We start from the raw sequence: 26,098 nt of genomic DNA on the forward strand, positions 1-26,098 counted from the left end.
GGCGCACCTCCTTAATGAGAGGGATGATACTGTTTTTTAAATGCAGCGATTGCTTCCTTGATTTCCTCCTCCAGGGCAGGGGTAATCTCTCCTGTCCGGCGGATTTCTTCCACAATCGGCTGCTTTTGCTCATCCATAAATATCAAAAAGTCCTTCTGGAACTCACGCACATGCTTAATGTCCACGTCCAGCAGATACTTATTAATCAGCACGTACAGAATCAGCACCTGTTTTTCCACCGGCATGGGCTTATATTGGGGCTGTTTTAAAATTTCCATAATCCGCTCGCCCTGGCGCAGCCGCTCAAGAGTATCATGGCTTAGGTCTGAACCGAACTGGGCAAAGGCGGCCAGATCCCGGTACTGTGCGAATTCAATGCGCAGAGGGCCCGCGATGGATTTCATGGCCTTGATCTGAGCGGCACCGCCTACGCGGGAGACGGAGAAGCCGGGATTGATGGCCGGGCGGACACCGTCGTGAAATAATTCGGACTCCAGATAGATCTGGCCGTCCGTGATGGAGATGACATTGGTAGGAATATAGGCGGAGATATCTCCCTCCTGGGTTTCCACCACGGGCAGAGCCGTCAGGGAACCTCCGCCGTGCTCATCGCTCATGCAGGCTGCGCGCTCCAAAAGGCGCGAGTGGAGATAGAAGATATCACCGGGATACGCTTCCCGGCCGGGAGGACGGCGCAGCAGCAGGCTGAGGGCACGGTAAGCCACGGCGTGCTTGGACAGGTCGTCATAAACCACCAGCACGTCCTTGCCCTGGGACATCCATTCCTCACCGATGGTACAGCCGGCGTAGGGAGCGATGTACTGCAGGGGGGCAGGGTCGCTGGCTGTGGAAACCACCACGGTGGTGTAGCTCATAGCTCCTGTTTTGGTGAGCGTGTCAATGATACGTGCCACCGTTGAGGCCTTCTGCCCGATGGCAACGTAGATACAGAGCACGCCCTTATCCTTTTGATTAATGATGGTATCGATACAAATGGCGGTCTTTCCCGTCTGACGGTCACCGATAACCAGCTCCCGCTGGCCGCGGCCGATGGGTACCATGGCGTCAATAGCCTTGATTCCCGTTTGAAGCGGCTTGCTCACCGCCTTACGCATAATGACGCTGGGGGCCGTGGCCTCGACGCTTCGATAAGCAGAAGCCGCGATAGCGCCCTTGTTGTCAATGGGCACGCCCAAAGCGTTGACCACTCGTCCCAGCATGGCATCTCCCACAGGCACTTCGGCCATTCTGCCCGTCAGTCTGACCGGGTCTCCGGCTTTAATGCTGGCGTCCGGCCCCATGAGAACAGCACCGATGCTGTCGCTGTCCAGATTCAGGGCAATGCCGGAGATCCCGCCGGGAAATTGAAGCAGTTCTCCGCTCATGGCGCTTTGCAGCCCATAGATACGGGCGATCCCGTCCCCGACCTGGATGACGGTGCCCACCTCGGAGATGCTGAGCGCGGCTGAAAAGGCCCTGACCTGTTCTTTAATGACCGAACTGATTTCATCAGGTTTTATTATCATTTGGTTCCCCTCTTTGCAACGTTTCTTTTAAGTTTCTCAGTCCGGTGCGAACGGTCCGGTCAATCAGCCGGCCGTCTACATGGATGTAGAAGCCGCCGATCAGGGCAGGGTCCTCTCTGGTCAAAATCTCGGCTTTCTTACCCAGCTTTTTGGACAGAAGCCCGCTCAAGGCATCGACCTGTTCCGGTCTGAGGGCTACGGCCGATACGACGTAGGCTATGGTTTTCCCCCGGTGCTGATTCCCCAGCTCCAGGAAGGTATCCAGGGTGGGGAGGATGATTGACTCGCGGCCCTTTTCCACCATAAGGCGCAAAAAGCCCATCAGGTCGCCGGAAATCTCACCGCCGAAATGCTTCTCCAAGAGTTCGCGCTTGGTGGCGTCGGGAATATGGGGATTTTCCAAAAGCTCCGTCAGATGTTCCTTTTCCAGTATGTCCCGTAAAAGAGAGACCTGGGAAAAGTAGGACTTCAGTTCCCCGGTTTCCAGTGCCATTTCAAAAAGAGATGCGGCGTAGCGGTCCTTTAATTCGGCCATGGTGCTTCCTCCAATTCAGCTAAGGCCTCGTCAAACAGCCTTTCGTGGGTCTCTCTGTCAATGGTCTTGCGCACCAGCTTCTCTGTCATCAGAGCAGAAATCTCGACGATATGCTGCCGGCTGTCCCGCTTCAGCCGTTCCTTTTCCACCTGAATACTTTCCGCGGTCCGCTGCTTGAGAACAGCCACCTCATGCTGGGCCTCCTCCATCATTTGCCGGCTTCTTTCCGCGGCCTCTATCCGGGCCGCTTCCAGGGAGCGCGCGCGTTCCGCTGCGATTTCCTGCATTTTGGCCTCATATTCGGCCTTCAGCGCATCCGCCTGGGCCAGCCTGTTCTGGGCTTCCTCCAGCTGGCTGCTGATTTTTTCTGTTCGCCTGCGCATATATTCCTGCACCGGCTTGTATAAAAGCTTGCCCAAAACCAGTGCGAGAATGCCGACATTCACCAGTAATATAATTGTGCTGATCAGCGTTTGCTGATCCAGTGCAAACATGCGGCCTTCTGGCACAGCCGCTAGTACAAGAACGATTTCAGGATTCAAGAGGATCCTCCTCTCCTAATTATTTGCCGCCGCTTTCATTACAGTCCGCCGGCTCAGCCGCCCATGTGCTGGATGTACAGGCTTACCAGGGGGTTTGCAAACAGCATGATAATGGCAATCAAAAGGCCATAGATTCCCGATGTCTCACCCATAGCAAGGCCGATGAACATGGTACTCCGGATATCGCCGGAGGCCTCAGGCTGGCGGGCGATGGATTCAATGGCTTTGGCCACGATATTTCCCTGGCCAAGGGTGGTCAGAACACCGTTTAAGAGCGAGATGGCAGCTGCGATATGTGCCACTGCGATGATAAAGGCTAATGAATCATACATTGATTTTCCTCCTGTATATTAAGTGTTATAGAACAATAGATCTGGAATTTGCCGGGTGAATTCCAGGCTATGGCTCCGCTGCTCCCCGGATGAACATCAGACTTAAGATGCAGAATATGTATGTCTGTAAAGCACCCGTAATCAGATCAAAATAGGCATGCAAAACAGCAGGGATACCAAAGCGCATAAAGATGGGAGCAATAGAATAGACCAGCGTCATGAGAATGACACCCGAGAGCACATTGCCGTATAGACGGAAGCTCAGGGAGATCGGCCTTGCCAGCTCTCCGATTAAATTGAGTGGGAAAAATATGGGATGAGGTTGAAAAAAACTCTTGATGTACTGCCCTTTGCGGTACCGAATTCCCGTAACCTGTATCAATAGAAAGGTTGCCATAGCAAGGGCGAAGGTTGTGGCCCAGTCAGCCGTAGGAGGACGCAGGCCCGCCAGGCCGCTGATATTGGACACGAATATAAAGGCAAAAACGGTAAAAAACCAGGTTCCCGTAGACATCAGCCGGTCGCCCGCACTGTTGCGGACGAAGTTGTCGAATATCTCAACAATCGCTTCCACTACGTTTTGAAAGCCCCTGGGGACTTCCTGAAATCGGCGCAGCATGATTCTTACAATAAAAGCGAAGATAATCAGCACCAGCATAATAATCCAGGTGTTGAAAATCGTCCGCGTAATCCAGATATCAATTCCGCCAATTCTCACAATCCATAGATTGTCTACATTAAAGTTCAAATACTCACCTCCGGACGGACACTGAGCAGACCTACGGTTTTACCGTAAATCTGATCAGATATATCCCGATTTGATAGGTCATAATCCCGGCCGCCGCCCCCCAGAGACTGATGGCGGGGACCAGGGCCGCCAGCATCAGTACGGCGCCTGTCAGCAAAAGACGCAGCAGATGCTGAAGCTGGATGTAACCCGAAGCCGTTTTCTTTTCCATATTCACGGCCTGATTGACAGCCCGTTCCAGCAGAAAGACCTTTGCAATGCTCACCGCCGCGCCCAGGAGCGCGCCCCAGATAAAGGGGAGGCAGGACAGGGAGCGGTAATAAAGCGCAGAGGCTAGGATCAGGATGGGGGTCAAGATACAGATGGTTAGTGTGACTTTTTTTGACAGATCAGCAAGCTGCATAAAACACCTCTTCAGCGGAATCATCCGCCCTTTCCTAATTCAAAGAGTGCCTTAAAGGCGGCCGCTGCTCCTAATAAAGAAAAAAGCAGCAGGAGCCACGGTGATGTTCCCAGCAGAGAGTCTAAATACTTTCCGATAAACACGCCGATGAATAAACATGCTGCTATTGTGATAGCAATCTGTGAAAAAAAGGATAGGGCGTGTAACAGTTCTTTTGTCTGTTTTTTGTTTTCGCCTGGCTTGCGCTTCAATGACGCTCCCCCCTCTCGCTTTTTACGCAAAAGTCTGATGCGGCATGGGAATTTCGGAACATATTTTATCGGTAGATCAGCTTCAATCACCTGTGACTTTTTTGTGTCATTTGTTACACAATAACATAAAAATACAGAAAAGCCAAGGTTACCGGCAACCATTTAATAAAAAATTCATTATTTCCATATCGGCTGATACGGATGGTGCCGCTCCATCACTTTATTTTAGTGATGGAGCGGCACCCCGTTGTTTGTTTCTTATTTTAGGCGCCGCCTAGAGATACCGGTTGACGGCATCCATAAGCTTGGGCATATACTTTTCTCCGAACAGGGTGACATGTCCAAGCCATTGATTGACCTGCCACAAAGCTTTCCTTTCTTCGTACCCGGGGTCAATGGGATACACCTCATGATAGGCCCGGAAGAAATGCTCCGGCACAGGGGTGAAGAAATCAACGGTGGACAGATCGATCTCACGGTTACCGTAATAGATGCCGCAATCGATAAGAACCAGCTGTGTTCCGTCATAAAGCAGATTTCCCGTCCAGGGGTCACCGTGCAATAGGGAGAAAGGCTGTCTGGGGCCGCAGATTTCAGGGAGTCTTCGGATCAGCTTTTCTACCGGCAGGCATTGATCATAGGTCATATTCCCGGCATCAACCGCCATTTTCATGGAATCCCGCAGCCTCCGTTCTCCATAGAATCCCTCCCAGGTATCCATGGGGGTATTATCCTGGTAGAAGATGCCCAGATAGCTGTGTGTTTCAAGACCGCATTTATCCCAGGCGGAACGGTGAAGGGCGGCGAGCCCCTGTCCCAGTGTCTCCCAGGCCTTCTTTGTTTCCACCGGTTTCAGATCGATGGCTTCCATAAGGAGAAGGGCGGCTCCGTCAATCCTCAGAACATCTATGATATCCGGTGTTTTCACCGGAGAATTGTGCTTTATATAATTCAGCCCCCAGGCCTCCTGGGTGAACTGATCATAGGAAAAGGGATTTGTTCCGATCTTGGCAAAGACATTCATGCCTTCCCCGATAAATACGGCCGCTTCATGCATGGCGCTGGCCGTATTTTTCCTGATATTTGTGATATGATAGCTCCGGTTCAAGTATCTGGTGACGGACTTTTCGATATATTCATTATAGGTTCCATTGATAAGACTGCTCATGCTTCGCCCCCCTTAAAACAACTGAATGCTTTACTTAAGAATTATATCATACAACAACCGGTATCTCTATGGATCATTTTATGATTTATCATGGAAAATTTGCAGATAAGATACCATTCGGTTCCTAAGCGTTATGCTGCAGATGCCGGTGAAGGGATGAGCCCTGTCATTTCCTGCGGGCAGGCAGAAAAATGCGTAATATGGGAGACGGGCCGCATTACTACCAGTGGCAGAGAGAATTCCTGTACTCGGAGGAGGACAGGAGGATTTTGCTGATTTAAATATGGAAAATCATTTAAAGGATCAGGAGTTATTTGAATTGATGGAAAGAAGGAACGGGTAAAGATCTTTTTTGCCGTATAGGAAAGTTCGTCCTATACGACAAAATGCTCCGCAGGCGGACTCCCTATTTTAAAAACACAAATTCTGCTACTTGAAATACATTTTTGGGAATGTAAAAAATACTGATTTATTACCCTCAGGTATGATATTGCCCATATTTTTTAAATTCCTTCCAATCTATAATGGCCTCATTACCTATGGGCATATAGCACAATAGCACAAAGGGTAATAAGAGTTATAGGAACAAATGGAGGTTATATGAAAAAGAAAGAAGATCATAATAAGGGCCTGAGCCTGTCCGTGATCTGTGAGCGGGAGTACCTGGGGAAGAAGCTGGGGCTTCTTATCGGCATAGGGGCATCGGTAATTACATTGCTCCTGTCTCTTCCTTTTATTAAATGGATTGATATTATTCATGCGGATTCGCTCTATCACAGTATGGGACTTGCTGAGGATGTAATCAGCCGTATGGACTCGGCCTACAGTATTTTTAATCTGCTCTCCTATGTAAAGTATACCAAACAGGGGAATATCGGACTATTTACCATGATACTGTTTCTCCTCTTCCTGGCGGCTCTGTACTTTAATGCCGCATTGGTGGTGCGGGTTCTGCTGGGGAAAAGGAATACAAAGGGAAGCCTGCATCTGTACATAGCCTCGAAGCTGGCGCTGGCCTTTAATATCATTCTAATGCTGACAACCATCGGCTATGTATTCTTTGCCAACAACAAGATCGGTACACTGGCATTTTGGCTTTCCCCGGTTGTTTACCTGCTTCTTATTCTATCCGTCGCCGCCTGCATTGCGGTAACGGTGGTGGAGAAGGGGGAGAGGGAGATTTACAGGGAGTACGGGTTTTTCCATGAATTGAAAAGGAACTGGCTTCTGTTTGTGATGCTGATCCCTGCGGCGATCTATCTCCTGATCAATAATTACCTTCCCATGCTGGGCGTATACTATGCCTTTACCTCCTTCAATTTCCGGGACGGGTTATGGGCCAGCCCCTATGTTGGAATGAAGAATTTTGAATACCTTCTGAAGGCGGATTTGTTCAAGCTTACGAAGAATACCATCCTTTATAATTTCGCATTTATCAGTGTGGGCAATGTATTGCAGATCATCTTTGCCATTTTCGTAAGCCAGGCCGGTGTGAAATGGTTTAAGAAGACCTCCCAGACGCTGATGTTTATGCCCTATTTTGTCTCCTATGTTATTCTTAAGGTTCTGGTCTATAACCTGTTTGAGTATAACTCCGGTGTGGTGAACAATGCGCTGACGGCACTGGGGATGCAGAAGCTGGACTTTTATAATACTCCAAGCTACTGGCCCGTCCTGATCACTGTCTTCTATATCTGGAAGAATCTGGGCTACGGAATGGTCGTCTATCTGGCTACCATCATGGGCATCAGCGAGGAATATTATGATGCGGCGAAGGTGGACGGAGCCAGCCTTGTCCAGCAGATACGCTACATCACCCTGCCGCTGATAAAGCCGACCTTCATTATCCTGTTCCTCTTCTCCCTGGGAAGCATTATGAAGGGACAGTTCGAGCTGTTTTATCAGATGGTGGGTACCAACGGAGTCCTCTATAATGCGACGGATATTTTCGATACCTATGTGTACCGTATCACAACCACGCAGCCCTTAAGCATCGGGATCGGTACGGCGGCAGGACTCTACCAGTCCCTGTTCGGCTTCCTTCTGATTATGATAACCAACTATGTCGTAAAGAGAAGAAACGCAGATTACGCATTATTCTAAAAGGAGGCTGCCGGGATGAAGATCAGAAATTCAAAATCTACCATGATATTTAAAGCAATTGTATATGTAATGCTGACGCTGACAGCGCTCATTTGTGTCTTTCCCTTTATTGTGATTATCTCCGGTTCCTTTACGGATAACTACACAATCTTGACCCAGGGCTACGGAATTCTGCCGAAGAATTTTACACTGGCGGCCTATAAGGCGATTTTCAAAGCGCCCCAGGACATTCTGCAGGCCTATAAAATGACTTTTTATTACACCATCGTCGGCACCGGAATTGGCCTGTTCATCATAACCATGACAGCCTATGTCATATCCAGGCCGGAGTTCAAATACCGCAACCAGATTTCCTTCATGATCTATTTCACCAGCATCTTCGGGGGAGGAATGATACCCTGGTATTTGATGTATGCCTCGGTGCTCGGCCTGAAGGGTTCCACCTTTGCCATCTGGTTTCCGGCGCTGATGAGCCCCTTTCTGGTTATTCTCATGAGAACCTTTATCAAGGGGTCCGTACCCGATGCCATAGCGGAATCGGCAAAGATCGACGGGGCGGGGCATATGACCATATTCTTAAGAATAGTAATGCCTGTGATCGGGCCGGGGCTTGCCACCGTAGGGCTGTTCCTCGCCATCGGGTATTGGAACGACTGGTACCGTTCCTCTATGTTCAGTACCAGCAGTAAGACCTGGGAGCTGCAGTTCTATCTCTATGATTTGCTGAATACGACCCAGGCCTTGAAGCAAATGGCCCAGAATACCAGCATCAGTACGGGAGATCTTCCCAGTGAGTCCCTCAAGCTTGCCATGGCGGTGGTGGCTACGGGCCCGGTGCTCCTGTTCTACCCCTTTGTTCAGAAGTACTTTGTCTCCGGCATTACGGTGGGGGCAGTGAAAGGCTAATATTAGAGCAGGGTTAGCTGCTTTAGTATAAATTAATTATAATGGTTAGGAGGATTAGTATGAGAAAGATTCAAAAGTTATTGAGCTTGCTTATGGCAGCAGTCATGGTGTTTTCCCTGGCGGCCTGCAAGCCGGAGGAGAAAACACCTGTTGACGCCAACAAACCGGGCAAGGCAACGGAGGCGCCGTCTAAGACGGAGGATGGGGCGAAGGAGCCCGCGGGCACCGAGGAACCTGCAATTGATACTTCCAAGAGAGCGGATCTTGTATTCTATGTAATGGGAGATGCCCCGAAGGATGAGGAAGCGGTAGAAGAGGCGATTAACAAAATCTTATTGGAAAAAGTAAATGCAACCGTAGACTTCCAGTTCTCCACCTGGACGGACTGGAGCCAGAAATACAATCTGGAGCTTACCTCCGGTACGGCCGATTTGATTTATGTTGCCAACTGGAACAATTATGCCACTCTGGCTAACTCCGGTGCTTTTGCGGATCTGGCAGATCTTCTGGCTTACGCGCCCAATATCAGCACCAAGATGGATCAGAGCCTGTTAGACCAGTGCAGAGTCGGCGGCAAGATGTACGCCGTACCCAATACCTGGCCGGAATTCACTATCAACGGTATCTCCTACAGGGAGGATTTAAGAGTAAAATATAATCTGCCCGTACCGGATTCCATTGAGAATGTGGAGGCATACTTTGAAGGAATTAAGAAGAACGAGCCTACGCAGGGCATATTGGCTGTTACCACCGGCGAGAGCACAGGTCTGCAGATTGCTTTTGACGCGGCCACGATTCTGAACATAAAGTATCCCTGGGTAACCAATAACGCGCTTCCCTACGGTCTGGCAGCCAATTATGACACACCTTCCACAGTGTACGATTACTGGAATTCCGATGATTTTGTAGAAGATATGAAGCTGCTGAAGAAATGGGCTGACGCAGGCTATTGGTCCAGAAGCGCATTATCCGATACCAACGATTCCGAAGCGTACAACAACGGTATCTGCGTGGCGGTAGTGGCAGGACAGAACCCGAATAAGAACATTTCCGCTTCCAACAAGTTCATTGAAAATAACCATCCCGAATGGGAGTCCGTATTCCTGGCATACGGAGAGACAACGGGAGTGATCTATCCCGCCCATGCCACCCAGAATGCTACGTCAATTGTCAATACCTCTCCGAATAAGGAAAGAGCCATAATGGTTCTTGACCTGCTTCTCTATGATAAGGAATTGAACGATCTCGTAGAGTACGGTATTAAGGGAACCCACTATGATGTGGATGCAGACGGTATTTATCAGAACCTGTCCACGGATTTCCCTTATGAAGGCTTTAACACCTGGGCTCTGCGTAATAATGATTATAAGCTTCCTCAGTCCACGGATGTTGTTTTAAATGAAATGTTTGCAAAGTACAACGAGCTTGGCGCAAAGACCAAATTCCCCAATGTCAACATTTACAGCGGCTTTGCCGAGGACTATACCGGGTATGAGGTGGAAAGAAGCGCGGTCTCCGATGTCATGAGACAGTATCTGGCACCGATCCAGGCGGGACTGGTTGCCGATGTGGATGCGGCGGTGAAGGAGTTCAGGGAGAAGGTCAATGCGGCCGGACTTGATACTTGCCGTGAGCAGTTCAAAGCACAGTGGGCAGCATACTGTGAGGAATACAATTACAAATAAAATTGAAATAGTTGTAATTTCAGGAAGTTAGAAAATATGCCTTGATCCCGGCTGTAAAGCAGTGGGCTTGAGGCATATTTTTTTAATGGATAAAATTAAAAACGTTTATAATAAAATTGAAATAAAATCATATTTTTTAGTGGAAATATTGCAAATCAGTAAAATAACGGATTAATATAGTGAATATAGTAAATTAACTTTAGCTTATGAACGGAAAACCTTGAAAAGTAAGCAATATTTCTTTGAAATATAAAGGGTTTCATTTTTGTAAAATGTATATAATGTATTTTATACACAAAATACTTGTGTTACAATTGTGCACATGTTATAATGATAAAAACGTTTTATAAAGAAAGTGATGAGAGAATAGTGAAAAAAGCAACAATAAAGGACGTGGCAAAAGAGGCGGGAGTGTCTATATCGACTGTATCCAATGCGTTGAACGATTCTCCTCTGGTAAATGAGGATACTAAGAACCGGATTCTTCAGGTGGCGGAGAACATAAAATATGTACCTAATATGAATGGTAAGATGCTGAAGGGAAGGAAGAGCATGACCGTCGGATTTTTTACCTCCAGTGTAAGCGGGCACTATTTCTACGTTCTTGCGGATTCTGTTTCCAAGGAGTTAAGAAGGAGGGATTTCGGGCTGGATATTGTCATCAGCAAGGATAAGAGGGCATTGCTAAGCAATATTCTGAGCAGGAATTTTGACGGCATCATTGTATTTGATATCGACCGCATAGGGAGCCATGAACTGGAGCTGATTATACAGAACCAGATTAAAACAGTCTTTATTGACCGGGAGATACACCAGAGGGATATATCCAGCGTCTTATTCGATTCCTTTCAAGCGGGATATAATCTGACCAGATATCTGATTAATCTGGGACATAAGCGCATCTATTTTATTGAAGGAGAGGAGCACACCTACGATAATCTGGAGAGGAAGAAGGGGTATGTGTCCGCCCTGCGGGAGGCCGGTGCCGACGTTAGGGAAGAATACTTTTTCAAGGGGATGTTTGAGGAGGGATATACCTATAATGAGATCATCTCCCGATTCCGTCTGGGAAGCCTGCCCATACCGGATGCAGTGGTTGCCGCCAACGATTATAGCGCCATCGGATGCATCAAGGCCTTCACCCGTCTGGGCTACCGTGTGCCGGAGGATATCAGTGTGGTAGGCTTTGATGATATCGATGTGGCAAAATATTTTGCCCCTCCCCTGACGACGGTGAGAAATCCCATTGCACGGCAGGGAGTCCGGGCGGTGGAGATATTGCTGGACATGATGAATCACAACAGTCCGGGCCTTTCGGAGTATCTTCCGGGAGAGATTATTTACCGGGATTCTGCCAGAGCTAAAATTGGAAACTTGATATAATAATTCGTCCGGCAATGTCATCGAGTTAGGCGGCTGGCACTCCGCCAAATCACTTTTGCGCTGACCGTCTGAGTGCATCTTGGGAAGCGGAGCGTTTTGAACGCACGAAGGTAAGGCAAGTAAAAGCGATTTGGCGGAGTGCCAGCCGTCTAACTCGATGACATTGCCAGCTGAATTGTTACATCGGGTTGAGTATGTATGGAGGGAGAATATGCTGAGAGGGATCTTTCGTTTCAAAACCAGGGACAGAATATTTTATTCCTATCTTTTTTCCTATTTGGTAATCGGAGTGCTTCCTATTCTGGTCTCTCTGTTTGCCTATATTAATTATGGCAAGGTGGTTCTGGAGGATATCCATACCTCCCAGTCCTATGCCCTGTCCCAGCTGAAGTACAGCTTTGATGACAATCTGGAGACGGTGCTGAAGACGGGCAATCTCCTGGCGGAGAACGAGAGGCTGGGAGAATTGATGAATGCCCCTGCTTTTTCCCAGGACAGCCTGCTGAAGGCCTGGAAACTGAAGGATGAGATCAATACCATGAAGAGCACCATCAATTTCTGCAGCGAGATCTTCGTCTATTTCTATGCCAGTGATAATATTATAACCAGCACAAAACTCTATTCTTCCCAGATTAATTATATTTTTGCCGGCACCTACCAGCTCACAAGAGAGGAGCTCTTAGGTGTCATTGACACGCCGAACTACTACGGCTATGAGATTATTGAGGATAAGGAAGGGAATAAAACTCTCTTATTTCTTCAGAATGTCTACAGCTATAACTATAAGGACAGGATGGCAACCATTGTAACGGTGGTGCCCTGGAAGAACATTGCGGCGAACATCGCGCTCCTGGAGGAAGGTCATGTCTACTGGATTAACCGGGATAACCGAATACTGCAGGGCAGTGATGCAGCCTATACGGAGGTGGCTGTAACCTATGATGAATACAACCATGAGAACCGGCTGATCGAGAAGCATGTGGAGGGTATTAAATATGTGAACTCCTATATGAAATCGGATTATTTTGATTTTAAATACTGTATCACCATGCCGAAGAGCTATTATTTAAAGGAAATGAACAGTCTGGTGGGAGGAATCATACTGCAGATTACGGTCATGGCCGCGCTGGCCTTTGTGCTTGCCTGGTATTATTCCGTCAGAAACTATAAGCCCATCTCCAGACTCTCCGCTGCTCTGCGTAAGAACAAGAAGGCAGCAAAAGAAATCAATTTCAGCAGTATGGAGAATTATATTGAGAATCTGTATACCGAGAATAGGACACTGAGTAATTCCTGGGAGCAGGCCAGGGATGCTCTGCTCAACCAGAGAATTACCGGCTATGTGAAGGGATGGAATCGGGATGAGGCCATGGCGGAGGATGTGATCGGGGCGGGAACAAAGGTCAGCCTGGAGAATTCTTATCTTGCCATGGCGGTTACCTATGTGGATATTATGGACTGCAGCCTGTTCAAGGGAATCAAGGATTCGGAGAAGGAGAAGACCTTTCAGCTGCTGAAATTTGTCTTCTATAATATTTTTGAGGAGAACATATTCTCGAAATACGCAGGCTTCTTCTGTGAAATTGACGGAAGGCAGCTGTGTATTCTGAATATCAGTGAGGAGGAGGCGGGGAACGGAAGTCTGGCCTATGATATTCGTAAATGCCTGAATACCTATAAAAGCCTTTTTAACTTAAAGGTAAATATCGGCTCCAGCAAGCTCCACCGGGGGATAGAAGAGCTTCCCAAAGCATATGAGGAGGCGGTCCTGGTGCTGTCCTTCCAGGCTTTCTGGGGAGGAGAATTTGAAGCCTTTACCTTCTATGAGGACAGCGGCATGGGATATGATGTGATTGCCGGGAGCGACGGCCAGCTGCTGGAGAAGCAGAAGAAGCTGTACAATCTCATTATGACAAGGGAATACTCCCAGGCGGCAGAGTATTTAAACCAGCTGCTGGAGGAGATGTTCCTTAAGGAAATCCCGTATATGGAGATGAACCGGTGCAGGCTGTCTGCGCTGATTTATATGGTTTATGATGCCTTAAGCGAGATGATTGGGAGAAATGAAAGAGAATTCTTCCGAAGACTGCGTCCCATGGAGCGTATGCTGAAGATTGATTCCATCGCGTCGGCAAAGCGGATTATGGGGGACCTGTTTCGGGAGATTACGGAGAATGCACAGAGGTATCTGGAGAATGAATATCCCTGCTGGGTGCAGGAAATTATAAATTTCGTCAATGAAAATTATGGAGATCCCAACCTCAGCGTGTCCATATTGGCAGATAAGCTGAGCATGAATCTGTCCTATGTGGGGCGAACCTTTAAGAACTACACCGGCTGCGGCATTATGGATATGATTCACATCCGCCGGGTGGAGGAGTGCAAGAGACGGCTGCTGCTGGGCGAGAGTGTCAGAGAGGCGGCAGAGGCCCTGGGCTATCTGGATTCCAAGTCCTTAATCCGTATTTTCAAGAGGTATGAAGGAATTACACCGGGACAGTATAAGAGCAATTTTGAGAAGCAGATGCTGGAGCTGGCTTAAAGCAGATGACATAGTGCGGATGCCGGATAGAAAGCCGGGAAAGGATGAGGAGCGGATGCCGGATGGGGTAAGAGTAAAGAATAGGGGGAAGATGTCCGTAAGGATGTTGAGAAAAGCCGGGAGACAGATTATCTTCATAGGGTTCCTTCTGGTTGTGACAGGGGCTCTTTTCTGCGGTTGTTCGGCGGCGGAGGATTCCCGGCAGAAGGATGGGGGTGATACCCTTGTAACCGGCGAGCCCGTCACTCTGACCGTCTTTGCCGGGATGGACAGTAATCTGGAGGGAATTATCATGGATTACAATGATAATGCTTTTTTTCAGGAGCTGGCGAGAAGAACGGGAGTAAACCTGGAATTTGCAGTTCCGGAATTCGGTTCCGAGCACGACGCCTATTATTCCATGATTGCCTCGGATAATTTTCCGGATATCATATCCCATAACGGCTATGCCTACCCGGAAGGGCTGGATGCCGCCATTGACGACGGCTATTATCTGGATCTTACCCCCTATCTGGATACCTGTCTCAAGGACTATAATGCCCTGCGGACCCGGGATTCCTACACGGTAAAATGCACCACCACCGGTTCCGGCAGGGTGGCGGCCTGTTATGATCTGTATTCCCGGGAACAGGGGCCGTGGATGGGACTTCAGGTGAGAAAGGACTGGCTGGATGAATTGGGACTTCCTCTCCCGGTAACCTATGATGATTGGGAGAACATGCTGACACTTTTCCGGGAGAAGAAGGGAGCTTATGCTCCGCTGACACTGGGCAGCAACGGGGCTCTGGAGCATTCCCATGGGCTGAGTGCGGGCTTTGGCGTATATGAGGATTTTATGCAGATAGAGAACCGGGTTGTCTACGGGCCGGCACAGGAGGGCTGGAAGAAATACCTGAGTCTGATGAACCGGTGGTATAAAAAAGGCCTGATTGATCCTGATTTTATGATCAACGGAGAATGGCAGGTGGACAAGACCATGGTGGAAAATGGACAGACCGGAGCCTGGAATGCAATGTATATTATGATGTCCCAATATGAGAAATCGGATCCGGGCATGGAAGTCGTCCCGGTGGCGCCTCCCGTGATCAGAGAAGGGGACGGGCTGCATATCCGGAGAGAAGACTGCAGCATCGGCAATCCGGTCACGATCTCCGCCAAATGCCAGAGGCCGGAGGTTGCCATGATGCTTTTGAATTATCTCTATAGCGAAGAGGGAGCCTTGCTGGCCAATTACGGCATTGAAAATGACACCTTCATTTTTGGCGCTGACGGCAAGCCCCAGGTGACGGAGAAGATATCCAACCATCCAAAGTACAGCATGGGCCAGGCGCAGGCGTTGTATCTCCTGCCTCCGAACAAGCTGGGAGGACTCTATGACTGGACGAGGGAGCTGAGCGCGGTGCCGGAGAAGGATCTGCTGGCCTATGAGGTATGGAGCAAAGGGGACGATGCCTATATGCTTACCAAATTCTTAAGCTATACCGTTGAGGAATCCAGAGAACGGAGCAGAATTGTATCCAGTGTCACCCGGTATATGGAGGACATGGCTGTAAAATTTATTACCGGAGTGGAGGACATCAATCTGCGATGGGATTCTTATTTGAAGGACCTGCAGGAAATGGAGCTTGACCGTGCGGTGGAGATCACCCAGCAGGCATTGGACCGTTTCCGTGAGGAACCTTAAGAGGGATATTGACTAATGAGATAAAATACGGCATACTACAATGACGGATAAAGAAAATCCTCTTAGCTGACTGGAGGTGTAAGGATGGACAAAGCCAATCATTGTGAGAGCTGTAACTACTATGAATACGATGAGGAATATGATTGCTATGTGTGCCGGGTGAATCTGGACGAGGACGATATGGAGCGGTTTACGAGCTATTCCGTGTTTCATTGCCCTCATTTTCAATATAAGGACGAATACCGGATTGTGAGGAAGCAGATTTAGGAGACGGCTCGGAGATGAAATAGAAAAAATTGTTGTATACAAATACCGTGATATGTGTTAATTTATTCTGGTACGAACAGGAACACAAAGCAGGAAAGGGGAGAGGAAATGAGCACTTACAAAAGGCGGTCGGAGTTTGCGGCAAGCATTGCCGTGCTTCTTAGTGTCGCCATATCAGCGCATCTGATGCTGGTGCCTCTTGCTGATGTCCGAAGATCGGATTCGAAGGCGGCAAAGCATACCTCCTTATCGCTGCAGTATGAGAATGTACTCCTGACCAATGAAGTGAATAAATTGAGGATGTCCGGCAATGCCGGAATCAGTCCTCCTATCTATAAAGACCTTGGAGAATTCCAGCGCCTGTTGCAGCGGCTGCTGGATGTTTCCTTGATTCCGGCGGTTACCGGTATTATCTTATTATCATATGGCTTAACCTTCTATAGAAATACGCGGAGAAGAAAATCACTGTTGGCCATATCCCTGGGCGGACATGCTCCGCCGGCGGCATTCTGATTGATACAATGAGTGCACATACCAATACCTTTGGAAAGGAAAGAAAAGAAAGCATGAATAAGAAAAAACCGACATTTTTTATAGTGTTAGTGATTGCGGTGCTTATGGTTTACACCGCCATGTTCGGAATTAAGATTCCTATGGGAGATTCCCCCCTTGTTATTCTGGGAGCGCCGGATATGCGTTACGGCATCGATATCCGGGGCGGTGTGGATGCGGCATTTGAGCCGGTAGGCCTGGACCGCAAGCCTACGGGAGATGAACTGGAGGCGGCCCGCAGCATTATTGAGACACGCCTTGACCAGCAGAACATCATGGATCGTGATGTAACCATTGACAAGGACAATGGCTTTGTTATCGTACGTTTCCCGTGGAAGGCCGACGAGACGGATTTTGATCCGGAGAAGGCAATTGCAGAGTTGGGAGAGACCGCTCAGCTGACCTTCCGGGATTCGGAGGGCAATGTTCTTCTGGATGGGGCCCGTGTGGTAAAGGCGGCTCCGGTCGTGGATAAAAGTATCAATCAATATGTGGTGAGCCTGAGCTTTGATGAAGAGGGAACCAAGCTCTTCAGTGAGGCTACCAAGCGTTTGATTAATAAACCCATCATTATTTATATGGATGAGGTTGTAATTCAGAGTGCAACGGTGAATTCCCATATTACCGAAGGCTCGGCGATCATTACCGGTATGAAAGACTATAAGGATGCTAAGGATCTGGCGGACAAGATTAATGCCGGTGCCCTGCCCTTCTCCATGGTCACCAAGAATTACAGCACCATCAGCCCGACCCTGGGTTCCGGCGCGCTGGGTGTAATGCTGACGGCAGGCGCGGTTGCATTTTCGCTGATCTGCCTCTTCCTGATCTTCTATTACCGTCTTCCCGGCGTTGTGGCCTGCATCGCGCTTACAATCCAGGTGGCGGGACAGATACTGGCGCTTTCCGTTCCCCAGATGACGCTGACCCTTCCGGGTATTGCCGGTGTCATTCTATCCATCGGTATGGGCGTGGATGCCAATGTTATCAGCTCGGAGAGAATCAGCGAGGAAATCAAATCCGGTAAGAGTGTTCTTTCCGCAGTTGCCGCAGGCTATGAGAATTCCTTTTCCTCCATATTTGACGGAAATATCACGGTGCTTATTGTAGCGTTTATTTTAATGATATTCGGATCGGGAACGATGCTGTCCTTTGCATACTCCATGTTTACCGGTATTGTGTTTAACTTCCTTGCCGGTGTGACCGCATCCCGTTTGATGACTAACTCTCTGAGTTCCTTTAAATTCTTTACGAAAAAACCGGCACTCTATACCTGCCTGTCAAGGAGGGTGACATTATGAAAGATGCAAAGAATAGAAAATATGTAAAAGAAATAGCAGTGACCCCGGAGATGTATAAGGAGAAGCATATTCTGCCCTTTTATGCAAAGCGCAAGATTTATTTTATAATCTCAATCTCCATTATGCTGATCGGCATTGCCTTCATATTTATCAATAAGGGAGTACAGCTGGACATCCAGTTTAAGGGCGGAGCTATGTTAAAATACTCCTATACCGGTGAAATGGATGCCGAAAAGGCGGCGGATGTGGCTTCGGAAAAGCTTGGAAGACCTGTTACAACCCAGATCACCGAAGATATCTCTACCGGAGAGCAGCGGTTGATCCTGAATATAGCCGGTAATTATGGCGTGGAAGCCGCGGCGCAGGGGGAATTTGATTCTTATTTGAAGGAGGCTTTTCCCGGTTCTGAGCTGAAGCTGGCGGAGTCCTCCATGGTGGAGCCTTTCTTTGGAAAACGCTTCCTGAGAAACGGCATTATCTCCATCCTGCTGGCTAGCGCATTGGTTCTGTTATATGTATGGATCCGTTTCAAGATGATAGGCGGTCTGGCCGCCGGTGCCATGGCCCTGGTTGCCCTGTTTCATGACGTGCTGGTGGTGTTCTTTGTCTGCGTTATTTTCAGGATTCCCATTGGAGAATCCTTTGTAGCCGTGGCACTGAGTATCATTGGTTACTCCATCAATGACACCATTGTTATTTATGACCGTATCAGGGAGAACTCCAAGATCTATATCGGTTATCCCCTGGAGGCGGTAACAGATCTGTCCATTACCCAGTCCATGATGCGGTCAATCAATACCAATGTGGCAGTTATGCTGAGCGTGAGTCTGGTATATATTCTTGCCACAGCTAACAATATCAGCTCTATTCAGAGCTTTGCCCTGCCCATGGCCATAGGCTCCATCAGCGGCTGTTATTCCACAATCTGTATCGCAGGACCCCTCTGGGTGATGTGGAAGAAGAAAAAGGGTGAAGGCATCATATATGAGGAGAAGAAGCCCAATCCCAACTACAATTAATATATGAAAATATAGAAGGCACATCAGGCATTATTCCAAGCGGGGTAATGCCTTTTTCCTTGACCGGATGCGAAAAAAGAAGTAAAATGTAAGAAATGGAATGTGCTTGAAAACAATCTAAGGAGGAGCATTCACATGGAAGGCGGCAATTTGTTATCCGGCGGAATAGACCAATTAAATGAGATGAAAGATTGTCTTTTAGAGCTGTACGGAAATCAGTCCAGCAGCGCGTCCCTGCGTCTGGAAGAGGACGTGCTGGAGAAAAGTATTGCAGGCCTGGAGCAGTCCATGAGGGAAGAGATTCAGAAGACGACGAAAAAGCGCCGTCAGGAGATCGAGAATACCTTTCATCAGGAGGAGGACAAGCTCCGGCAGCGAAGCAAGCGCTTGAAGGAGAAGCGGGAGAAAAATAAGAGCCTTAAGGTATCCGAGCGGATCAGCAGCGAGACGGCCTCGCTCCGCGCAGAGAACGGACAGCTGAGGCAGGATATCAGAACCCTCTTTAAGCAGCAGAGAATCCCCCGTTTTTGTGATACCAAGCTGTATTATGCTCTTTATTCACCGGGATGTTTTACGGATTATCTGGTGATACTCCTTACTTTATTAATAACCCTGCTTCTTATTCCCTGTGGAGTATACTTCCTGTTCCTCCAGCAATACGGTGTTGTATTCCTCATTCTGACTTATGTGGTAACCGTAGTGTTGTTCGGAGGAAGCTATATCCTTATTGGCAGCCGTACCAAGGAAAGGCATCCGGAGGAGATTCAGAAGGGAAAGGGAATGCGCAGACAGCTTCGGATGAACCGAAAGAAGATGGCGGTGATTCGCAATAATATCCGCAGGGACCGGGATGAAAGCTCCTATGGCCTGCAGGATTTTGATGAGGAACTGGCTAAGCTGGAGCAGGAAGCGGCGGAGACAGCAGCCCGGAGGAAGGAGGCTCTGGCGGCCTTTGACAACTCCACCAGTCAGATTATCACCGCGGAGATTGAGGAAAATTATAAGCCCGGGCTGACGGAGCAGAAGGCGGAATATGATAAGGTGCGAGCCCAGGTAAATAAGGCGGAAGACAAGATTAAGGAGCTTACCCTCAAGGTGGCCAGCGATTATGAACCTGTTCTCGGGAAGGCATATATGACCATCAAACGGGTGGATGCCCTGATCCAGATCATCCAGGCAGGGAATGCGGCCAGTATATCGGAAGCCATCGCTTTCCACAAAGCAAATGCAGAGCCGGAAGAAGAATAATGATTAAAAGACATAGGAACGGTTTAAACGCCACCCTTGTGCAAATGATTTGCCCGTGGAGGAAAAACCGGTAATATGTCTTTTTTAATAGGACATCCCGCAAGGCAACAGTTCGGACGGCGGCAGGGAGAAAGGCACGGTGCATTACAGGAGCACCATGCCCTTCTCCCTGCCGCCGTTCGAACTGTTGTCTTGTGAGATATCAGACACCCTGCAGATCCTTCTGCAGTGCATTTTTCAGTTTACCGAGGCAATAATTGATGGCAAGGCAGATCTGGTCTGCCATCATCATTACAACATTCAGGCGAGTGGTCTGCAGAAGCATATTGTCCAGCATCCCGGAGAAGTTGACGATGCCTGTAATAAAGATATCTCCCACAGCCGGGAGCTCCTTATCAACTCCGGCTCCGGGCTTCAGCGGACCTTCTCCCAGGGTGATATAGCCGATATGATCCGATCTTCCCAATGAGGCATCAATGGCGATAACAAAAGCGTCCTGATGCTTCCGGTAAATCATAGCAATGGTATCCTTCAAGTTCTTGGCATGGACGGGTTCTTCCAAGGTCCCGTATACATGATAATTATGGTATTTCATATACTTTACCAGCTTGTATCCGATAATGGGCCCCAGGCAGTCACCGGTAGCCCGGTCGGAGCCGATACACAGAAAGATAATGGAGCGGTTTAGCAGCACCTGTTCTCCGATCAGCTGGGATAATGTGCTTCCCAGTTCATAGGCTGTGGTCTTTTGTGTGGAATCATAATAGGATATTCTATTTTTTGTTTTTAGAAAAATATTCATCATAATATTATATACGCTGTTGTCACGTACCCTTTCATTTATGCTTAGATAAAGTATTACCGGAATTTAAAGAATTAGACGTAGAAAATGCACACAAACAGAAGATATCCGGCAAAATCGAATTTATTTCGGGCGGTAAAGGGAAAACAAAAGGAAAAAATTGGCATATAATATAAAATTCTAATATTTTCTACGGAATTATAAAGATAATTTATGTTTACATAAGAGCCCGATATGACAAAAAAGCCTGTCCCACCTATGATAAGATTAACCCTACAGAAATAGAACCTTTTATCTGAAGCGCAAAGTGTAACAGTTCTGTTACCGCAAAGTATGGAATAGGGGTGGGTCACATGATAGAAACCATTTACAGCAATGAAAATGCAGAGGGCAATTCCGGGGGTAAAGCCCAGGCGTCCTTCAAACTTCCCAAGAATGTCCGGCAGATAGGCAAAAGCAATGTAAGCAAGAAGATCTATGTGGAAGATTACGTCATGACTTATATAAAACAACTGATCGGAGGAGACTATTCTGCCTGCAGGGCTGCGGTTCTGGTAGGGCAATGTATCCGGCTGGACAGCTGCCGTAATTTTTTCATATCGGGAGCGGTAGAGATACGGGATTTTGATCTGACGGAGGAGACCAGCTTTTCCAATGAAACCTGGACCAGAATCTATGAGGAAATCAAAAAATATTTTGTGGAGACAGAGATTGTAGGCTGGTTCATCGGCGGTCCGGGATACCTGCTGGAGGATATGGAGCGGATAACAAAAGCGCATGTCAATAACTTTGCGGGGCAGGACAAGGTTCTCTTTACCTTTGATAACCTGGAGAAGGAGGAAACCTTCTACAGCTACGAGAACAGCCGCCTGGTGAAGCAGGAGGGGTATTACATATATTATGAAAAAAACGAAGAAATGCAGAATTATATGATTGAGAGCAAGGAACCCCAAAGCATGGAGGCGGGCTATGATGACCGTGTCGCACGGGAATTCCGAACGGTTATCCAGAATAAGAAGCAGCCGGTGCCGGAGGTTAAGAATATCTCCGGACTGATGTATGCCGCGGGAACGCTGCTGGCCATCATCGTTCTCGTGGTGGGAGCCGCTATTTTAAATAATTATGATCAGATGAAGAGTATGCAGGATACTCTGAAATATCTGTCTCAGAATATGGAGGAGGTTCAGACGGTGGTTACCAGGGACCGGCTGTCAGACACCATTGATTCCGGAACCCTGGTAACAAAGGGACAGTCCTCGGATGTCAGCGGAGAGGGAAACGCGGCAGGACAGCCGGATCAGAGTGATACGCCGGCTGCCCCTTCCGAGGATAGTCTGGAGGTGGAGGTAGTCCCTGGAAAGGTAAAGCCCGTGGAGGGAACGGACAGCAAGGAGGCATCGGAACAGAAGGCGGGAGGAGAGAAGAAAGGGGAGGACGCGGCCCCCGAAAGCCCGGCAGATGAAAAAAACACAGTGAAATCCTCCGGTGAGCAAGCAGGAGAAAAAAAATCCGGTGAAAAATCCTCCTCAGAGAAAACCGGCACAGAAAAGAATTCGGATCAGAGCCAGGAGACGGGATCGGAGAAGGTGAATAAGGTAAATTATTATATCGTCGTCGAAGGAGATACCCTGGCGGATATCAGTTATAAATTATATAAGACCTATACGAAGGTAAACCAGATTATGGAGCTGAACGGTATAAGCAACAAGGATTTGATTTACATCGGCCAGAAGCTGATCGTTCCATAGGGATGAATGAGGGTGATGTCGGGTGCCTGCCGCGTAAGATATGGATGCAGGCGGCACGGACAGCACCCTTTTCATTTAAAAAATCTTTTTTCAACTTTTCATGTAAAAATAGTACGTGCCAAGACAGTTTAAATGAGTTATAATCACTATAAAGTAAAACACAGGAGAGCAGGTTATGGCTAAAGATAATGAAGGGCAATCGATCAGAGACTATGGCAGCCGTAAAAAAAGGATCCGGCGCAGGCGTAACTTTATCATAGCCGTGGCACTCATTGCATTATTGATCGGCGGCGGCGTGTATTTATACAAGCTCTACAACAAGAGCTATACCGGCTACGAGGTATCCCATTCCCAGGAGAACCCCACAGAAAGCGGAGCAAAATATCTGCGGTATAACGGAGGAGTTCTGAAGTACAGCAAGGACGGTGCAACTGCGATTGCCAAAGACGGCAGCCTGAGGTGGAACGGTTCCTATGAGATGAAGAAGCCGGTGGTGGATATCTGTGAGAAGTATGTGGTGATTGCAGACCAGGGGGGGACTTTACTGAAGATCTTTGATGAAGACGGAGTGGCAGGCAGTATCCCCACCGTCAACAACATCATAAAGGCTGAGGTTTCCGCAAAAGGTATTGTAGCAGTTTTACTGGAGGAGGAGAGGGCTAATTATATTAAGCTGTTTGATACCGACGGGACGGAGCTGGTAGGAATGGCCACCAGTGCGGAAACAGACGGATATCCCATGGATATAACCCTGTCTAACGATGGCAGGAAGCTGATTACCAGCTATCTTGCGGTAACAAGCGGCGAGCTGGTGGGCATCACAACCTTTTATAACTTTGGCGAGGTGGGGCAGAATTTTATGGAGAACATAATGGGGGCTTTTAAATTTGAAGGTCTGGTGGTACCCAGAGTAATCTTCAACAATAATGAAGCCGCCTGTATTTTCAAGGAAAACGGGATTACGATTCTGAAATATTCCGAAAAGCCGGAGGAGGTTAAGGAAGAGACCTACGAGAGGAAAATCGAAAGCATACTACATAATGAAAAATATGCCGGTGTGGTGCTGGAAAAAGCAGAAACGGGCTACCGGGAATTAATCCTGTACAGCCTGGATGGCACCAAAGTGCTGGATCAGAAGCTGGACTTTGATTTTGATCATATCTATCTGTCCGGAGATGAGATTATTATGTATGATAATCTCTCCTGCGTTATTATGAAGCTGAGCGGCAGAGTGAAGTTCCGGCATACCTTTGATATGAATATTGATGCGTTCTATCCCATCAATCATCTGGACCGCTATTTCCTGATAAATGATACCGGGATTTCTCAGATTAATCTGATAGAATAAAACAGTGAGTTATCGATTGACAGGACCGGTGGAATCATCAGGCTCCTGATTTATCAAGAAAAGGATGTGAGAGAATGAATTGGTTATTAATTGCAGTAGCTGTAATCCTCCTTGGCAATGCCCTGGTTGGTATGAAGGCGGGCTTCATTAAAACAGTGTTTTCCCTGGTGTCACTCATTCTGGCTTTGTTTTTGACGATATGGGTGAGTCCCCTTGTGAAAGAGGCGATCAAGAGCAATGAAAAGTTGTCCCATAGTATATCGGACAAGATTGAGAGGATGCTTCCCTTTGAGGATAAAGCTGCCCAGGGAGAGCAGCAGGGGCTGATCGAAGGGCTTTCCGTTCCCCAGACGGTGAAGGAGGGGCTTCTGAAGGACAATACCGCAGCAAAATATAAGGAGCTGGCTGTCACAAGCTTTAAGGAGTATGTCAGCAGGTATCTGACGGAGATCACCATCAATGCGATGGCCTTTATCGTAACCTTTATCGTGATTTTAATCCTGCTGTGGGTTGTTTTCCTGGCACTGCATCTGATCAGTAAGCTGCCCCTGCTGAACGAGCTGAATAAAACAGCTGGATTGCTGGTGGGCCTTGTCCATGGTCTGCTCCTTGTCTGGCTCTTCTTTATTCTGCTGACGGTTTTCTCGAGTACGGAGTTTGTACAATCCACCATGAGGCTGGTAGAGGAAAACGAAATTTTAAGTATTATTTATAATAATAATATATTGTTGAAGCTTATAACCGGCGCAACAAAAATTCTGTTTGTTAAACCATTATAATTACAAAAGGAGATAGAAAAATGAATGAGATGTTAAGTAAAATTCAAAAGATGGGTATTGTACCGGTCATCAAACTGGATGATGCAAAGGATGCATACCCTTTGGCAAAAGCTTTGGTAGAAGGAGGACTGCCCTGTGCGGAAATCACCTTCCGTACCGCTGCGGCGGAGGAATCCATCCGCATTATGCGTGAGGCATACCCGGAGATGCTCATTGGAGCGGGCACCGTATTAACTACGGAGCAGGTGGATAAGGCGATTGCCGCCGGTGCGACCTTTATTGTGAGCCCGGGATTGAATCCGAAGATTGTCCGTTACTGTGTTGAGAAAGATATTCCTATTACACCCGGCTGTTCGAATCCCAGCGATATCGAAGCGGCAATTGAATTAGGACTGGATGTTGTGAAGTTCTTCCCGGCGGAAGCGGCGGGCGGACTGGCTATGATAAAGGCAATGGCAGCTCCCTACGTGAATATGAAGTTTATGCCCACGGGGGGAATTAATGAGAAGAATCTCACTGCTTATCTGGATTTTTCGAAGATCATCGCATGCGGAGGAAGCTGGATGGTAAGTGACGAACTGGTGAAGACCGGGCAATTTGACAAGATAACGGCCCTCACCAGACAGGCGGTATCCCTGATGCTTGGATTTGAGGTACGGCATGTTGGTATTAATATGCAGAATGAGACAGAAGCGGAAGCGGTTGCTGATCAATTCGACAAGGCTTTCGGTTTTACGAAGAACATTGGCAGCAGTTCCGTCTTCGCAGGGACAGGGGTCGAGGTCATGAAGGAGCCTTATCTTGGAAAGATGGGCCACATTGCTATTATGACCAATTATATAGAACGCGCCATGTTCCACCTGGAGGCAAGAGGCTTTACCTTTAACCAGGAGAGCCGGAAGTATAAGAATAATAAGCTGGTGGCGATCTATCTGAACGAAGAGTTCGGCGGTTTTGCGGCACACCTGTTACAGAAATAGAATCATTGGAAAACAGATAGGGAAAAGGATGGCTGCTTGCCCGGATTGTATCCGGAAAGCAGCTAATTTTTTAAATATATAAAAAGTTAAAAAAAGCAGTTGACATTTTCCCTTTTAGAAGGTACAATGAAATCCGCCGCTGAGAAATGGCATCCATACCACAGAAAAAGATTTGAAGAAAATGAAAAAAGTGGTTGACATAATAAAGCGGATGTGATAAACTAAAAAAGTTGACGGTAAAACGAGAAA

Annotated in this window: 24 protein-coding genes; 15 read left to right on the forward strand and 9 right to left on the reverse strand. The window is 47.9% G+C overall.

Annotated elements, in window-relative coordinates; translation table 11 throughout:
* Positions 1-11 precede the first annotated feature (11 nt).
* The 8 genes from atpA to HNQ56_RS17845 all read right to left on the reverse strand — a co-directional run bounded on the left by atpA (position 12) and on the right by HNQ56_RS17845 (position 5,505).
* Complete coding sequence (gene atpA, locus HNQ56_RS17810; protein WP_429148994.1) at positions 12-1,526, reverse strand: F0F1 ATP synthase subunit alpha; 1,515 nt, start codon at positions 1,524-1,526, stop codon at positions 12-14.
* The gene (gene atpH / locus HNQ56_RS17815) at positions 1,510-2,061 is read right to left on the reverse strand and encodes an ATP synthase F1 subunit delta (protein WP_429148996.1); all 552 of its coding nucleotides are present in this window, start codon (positions 2,059-2,061) and stop codon (positions 1,510-1,512) included. Before atpH ends, atpA begins: the two co-directional genes overlap by 17 nt.
* Positions 2,049-2,603 (reverse strand): F0F1 ATP synthase subunit B, encoded by a 555-nt coding sequence (locus HNQ56_RS17820; protein ID WP_429148998.1) that lies wholly within the window; start codon positions 2,601-2,603, stop codon positions 2,049-2,051. The genes atpH and HNQ56_RS17820 overlap by 13 nt, the downstream gene beginning before the upstream one ends.
* A 53-nt stretch (positions 2,604-2,656) precedes the next feature.
* Complete coding sequence (gene atpE / locus HNQ56_RS17825; protein WP_429149000.1) at positions 2,657-2,935, reverse strand: ATP synthase F0 subunit C; 279 nt, start codon at positions 2,933-2,935, stop codon at positions 2,657-2,659.
* A 67-nt stretch (positions 2,936-3,002) separates the two neighbouring features.
* Positions 3,003-3,683, reverse strand: a complete 681-nt coding sequence (gene atpB / locus HNQ56_RS17830; protein ID WP_429149002.1) for a F0F1 ATP synthase subunit A — start codon at positions 3,681-3,683, stop codon at positions 3,003-3,005.
* 31 nt (positions 3,684-3,714) lie between these two features.
* The gene (locus tag HNQ56_RS17835) at positions 3,715-4,086 is read right to left on the reverse strand and encodes an ATP synthase subunit I (RefSeq protein WP_429149004.1); all 372 of its coding nucleotides are present in this window, start codon (positions 4,084-4,086) and stop codon (positions 3,715-3,717) included.
* A 20-nt stretch (positions 4,087-4,106) separates the two neighbouring features.
* Positions 4,107-4,337, reverse strand: coding sequence for an AtpZ/AtpI family protein (locus HNQ56_RS17840; RefSeq protein ID WP_429149006.1), 231 nt, complete (start codon positions 4,335-4,337; stop codon positions 4,107-4,109).
* A gap of 274 nt (positions 4,338-4,611) precedes the next feature.
* Positions 4,612-5,505, reverse strand: coding sequence for a fructosamine kinase family protein (locus tag HNQ56_RS17845; protein ID WP_429149008.1), 894 nt, complete (start codon positions 5,503-5,505; stop codon positions 4,612-4,614).
* A gap of 600 nt (positions 5,506-6,105) precedes the next feature.
* On the opposite strand from HNQ56_RS17845, the gene HNQ56_RS17850 reads away from it, so the two are divergent.
* From HNQ56_RS17850 to HNQ56_RS17900, 11 genes are all read left to right on the forward strand, one after another.
* On the forward strand, positions 6,106-7,608 hold the full coding sequence (locus HNQ56_RS17850; protein WP_429149010.1) for an ABC transporter permease: 1,503 nt from the start codon (positions 6,106-6,108) through the stop codon (positions 7,606-7,608).
* A 15-nt stretch (positions 7,609-7,623) separates the two neighbouring features.
* The gene (locus tag HNQ56_RS17855; protein WP_429149012.1) at positions 7,624-8,514 is read left to right on the forward strand and encodes a carbohydrate ABC transporter permease; all 891 of its coding nucleotides are present in this window, start codon (positions 7,624-7,626) and stop codon (positions 8,512-8,514) included.
* Between the two features lie 59 nt (positions 8,515-8,573).
* Complete coding sequence (locus HNQ56_RS17860) at positions 8,574-10,199, forward strand: DUF3502 domain-containing protein (RefSeq protein WP_429149014.1); 1,626 nt, start codon at positions 8,574-8,576, stop codon at positions 10,197-10,199.
* A 369-nt stretch (positions 10,200-10,568) separates the two neighbouring features.
* The gene (locus tag HNQ56_RS17865; RefSeq protein ID WP_429149016.1) at positions 10,569-11,582 is read left to right on the forward strand and encodes a LacI family DNA-binding transcriptional regulator; all 1,014 of its coding nucleotides are present in this window, start codon (positions 10,569-10,571) and stop codon (positions 11,580-11,582) included.
* A 211-nt stretch (positions 11,583-11,793) separates the two neighbouring features.
* Entirely contained in the window at positions 11,794-14,124 is a 2,331-nt protein-coding gene (locus HNQ56_RS17870) for an AraC family transcriptional regulator (protein WP_429149018.1), read from the forward strand.
* A 19-nt stretch (positions 14,125-14,143) separates the two neighbouring features.
* On the forward strand, positions 14,144-15,808 hold the full coding sequence (locus HNQ56_RS17875) for an extracellular solute-binding protein (protein ID WP_429149020.1): 1,665 nt from the start codon (positions 14,144-14,146) through the stop codon (positions 15,806-15,808).
* 84 nt (positions 15,809-15,892) lie between these two features.
* Positions 15,893-16,075 (forward strand): DUF6472 family protein, encoded by a 183-nt coding sequence (locus HNQ56_RS17880; protein ID WP_429149022.1) that lies wholly within the window; start codon positions 15,893-15,895, stop codon positions 16,073-16,075.
* 108 nt (positions 16,076-16,183) lie between these two features.
* On the forward strand, positions 16,184-16,588 hold the full coding sequence (locus HNQ56_RS17885) for a hypothetical protein (protein WP_429149024.1): 405 nt from the start codon (positions 16,184-16,186) through the stop codon (positions 16,586-16,588).
* Between the two features lie 8 nt (positions 16,589-16,596).
* The gene (secD, locus tag HNQ56_RS17890; protein ID WP_429149025.1) at positions 16,597-17,925 is read left to right on the forward strand and encodes a protein translocase subunit SecD; all 1,329 of its coding nucleotides are present in this window, start codon (positions 16,597-16,599) and stop codon (positions 17,923-17,925) included.
* Positions 17,922-18,944, forward strand: a complete 1,023-nt coding sequence (gene secF, locus HNQ56_RS17895; protein ID WP_429149027.1) for a protein translocase subunit SecF — start codon at positions 17,922-17,924, stop codon at positions 18,942-18,944. The genes secD and secF overlap by 4 nt, the downstream gene beginning before the upstream one ends.
* A gap of 135 nt (positions 18,945-19,079) precedes the next feature.
* Positions 19,080-20,192, forward strand: a complete 1,113-nt coding sequence (locus tag HNQ56_RS17900; RefSeq protein WP_429149029.1) for a hypothetical protein — start codon at positions 19,080-19,082, stop codon at positions 20,190-20,192.
* Positions 20,193-20,394: 202 nt separating this feature from the next.
* Here HNQ56_RS17900 and yyaC read toward each other — a convergent pair whose 3' ends face one another.
* Positions 20,395-20,997 carry a spore protease YyaC gene (gene yyaC, locus HNQ56_RS17905; protein WP_429149031.1) on the reverse strand — a complete coding sequence of 201 codons (603 nt, stop codon included), beginning with the start codon at positions 20,995-20,997 and terminating at the stop codon, positions 20,395-20,397.
* 350 nt (positions 20,998-21,347) lie between these two features.
* On the opposite strand from yyaC, the gene HNQ56_RS17910 reads away from it, so the two are divergent.
* The 4 genes from HNQ56_RS17910 (at position 21,348) to HNQ56_RS17925 (ending at position 25,849) form a co-directional block, all read left to right on the forward strand.
* Positions 21,348-22,742 (forward strand): LysM peptidoglycan-binding domain-containing protein, encoded by a 1,395-nt coding sequence (locus tag HNQ56_RS17910; protein ID WP_429149032.1) that lies wholly within the window; start codon positions 21,348-21,350, stop codon positions 22,740-22,742.
* Between the two features lie 175 nt (positions 22,743-22,917).
* The gene (locus tag HNQ56_RS17915; protein ID WP_429149034.1) at positions 22,918-24,090 is read left to right on the forward strand and encodes a DUF5711 family protein; all 1,173 of its coding nucleotides are present in this window, start codon (positions 22,918-22,920) and stop codon (positions 24,088-24,090) included.
* Positions 24,091-24,164: 74 nt separating this feature from the next.
* Positions 24,165-24,869 (forward strand): CvpA family protein, encoded by a 705-nt coding sequence (locus HNQ56_RS17920; RefSeq protein WP_429149035.1) that lies wholly within the window; start codon positions 24,165-24,167, stop codon positions 24,867-24,869.
* A 20-nt stretch (positions 24,870-24,889) separates the two neighbouring features.
* Complete coding sequence (locus tag HNQ56_RS17925; protein WP_429149037.1) at positions 24,890-25,849, forward strand: bifunctional 4-hydroxy-2-oxoglutarate aldolase/2-dehydro-3-deoxy-phosphogluconate aldolase; 960 nt, start codon at positions 24,890-24,892, stop codon at positions 25,847-25,849.
* The last annotated feature ends 249 nt before the right edge of the window (positions 25,850-26,098 follow it).

It is taken from the genome of Anaerotaenia torta (assembly GCF_050433395.1).
Taxonomy (GTDB): domain Bacteria; phylum Bacillota; class Clostridia; order Lachnospirales; family Lachnospiraceae; genus Mobilitalea; species Mobilitalea torta.